2 protein-coding genes are annotated in these 1,308 nt (G+C 42.7%); one reads left to right on the plus strand and one right to left on the minus strand.

Going from position 1 to position 1,308, the window contains the following annotated elements; genetic code table 11:
- Positions 1–280 precede the first annotated feature (280 nt).
- Positions 281–922 carry an HAD-IA family hydrolase gene (locus tag G4P69_RS38355; RefSeq protein ID WP_208345420.1) on the plus strand — a complete coding sequence of 214 codons (642 nt, stop codon included), beginning with the start codon at positions 281–283 and terminating at the stop codon, positions 920–922.
- Positions 923–970: 48 nt separating this feature from the next.
- Here G4P69_RS38355 and G4P69_RS38360 read toward each other — a convergent pair whose 3' ends face one another.
- Positions 971–1,177, minus strand: coding sequence for a TSUP family transporter (locus tag G4P69_RS38360; RefSeq protein ID WP_208345421.1), 207 nt, complete (start codon positions 1,175–1,177; stop codon positions 971–973).
- Positions 1,178–1,308 lie beyond the last annotated feature (131 nt).

Here is a 1,308-nt window from a genome sequence, read left to right on the forward strand (position 1 = left end):
CGGCAAGCGACCCGCCAAATGCTTCTTGGATTTCTGCTATGATAGCTTTATGCATGGCCATAATGTATACTCCGAACGGGTGATAACGAGACTTTTTCTTAAATAGCTACAACCATGGCACAAACAAGCTTCTGGCGATTTTTGAATAGTATTGCTCTCAGCCGGTTTTAGTATACCATCAAGCTGACACGGTAGAAGCAGTGTTGGACTCAACTTCAAATCATTCCTTGGTAAGTACAATACATTAACTTGAACAAATCAGAAAAATACTCGATACAACATGCGAACACAACTGGTTATTTTTGACTGCGATGGAGTGTTAGTAGATAGCGAAGTATTAGGCAATCGCGTTCTTGTTGAATTTGTCGCAGAGTTTGGACTTGCACTAGAACTTGAAGAAGCCATGTTGTTATTCAAAGGTTGCAAAATGGCTGATTGTGTTGCTGTCATTGAGCAGAGGCTGGGAAGATTGATGCCACCAGATTTTGTAACGAGGCTTCGTACTCGTACTGCTGAAGCATTCGAGCGTGAATTGCTTTGTGTTGATGGGATAGAAGCCGCTCTTGACGAAATTAATTTACCCATTTGTGTTGCTTCCAGTGGTCCGTTGGAAAAAATTAAGTTAGCTCTGCGTGTTACTAACCTCCTGCCGCGATTTGAAGGACGTATCTTTAGCTCTTATGAAATCGGAAGCTGGAAACCTGCACCCGACTTATTTTTATATGCTGCGAAAAATATGGGAGTTCAAGCTCCATATTGCACTGTAGTAGAAGACAGCATCTTGGGCGTGCGTGCAGGTGTTGCTGCTGGGATGAATGTTTTAGCTTACGCTAATTCAAGTGAGGCTTCTTTACTTGAAGAATGTGGAGCCCAAGTCTTTAACTCAATGTCTCAACTACCTTCTTTGTTGTTACATGAGTGAACGGTTGTTTGAATTTGCCAGTACTCAAAGAACACCTTTAAACTTGGCTTATCTGCGAAGAAAGAAGTAGCAAGTTATTACCCAAGCAATGACGATGACAAAACGCCTTACCATCTGTGGATCTAGTTGGCGACTATAATATGCTCCACTGTAACCACCGATAACTGTACCAAACATCATCAAAACTGCTTGCGGCCATGCTACGAGTCCAGCAAAAATAAAAGTAACTGCCGCGAAGCTATTGATGCAGGACATTAAGACTGGAGTTTGGACTAATCCGGTTTCGACCAGCAGTTAACAAGCAAGGGCAGGACAGAGGGACTCAACTTCAAATTTGAAGCTGAGTCAAGCGGCAGGATCAAGAAATTAGCCGAAACTAAGCAGCA

It is taken from the genome of Aetokthonos hydrillicola CCALA 1050 (assembly GCF_017591665.1).
Taxonomy (GTDB): domain Bacteria; phylum Cyanobacteriota; class Cyanobacteriia; order Cyanobacteriales; family Nostocaceae; genus Aetokthonos; species Aetokthonos hydrillicola.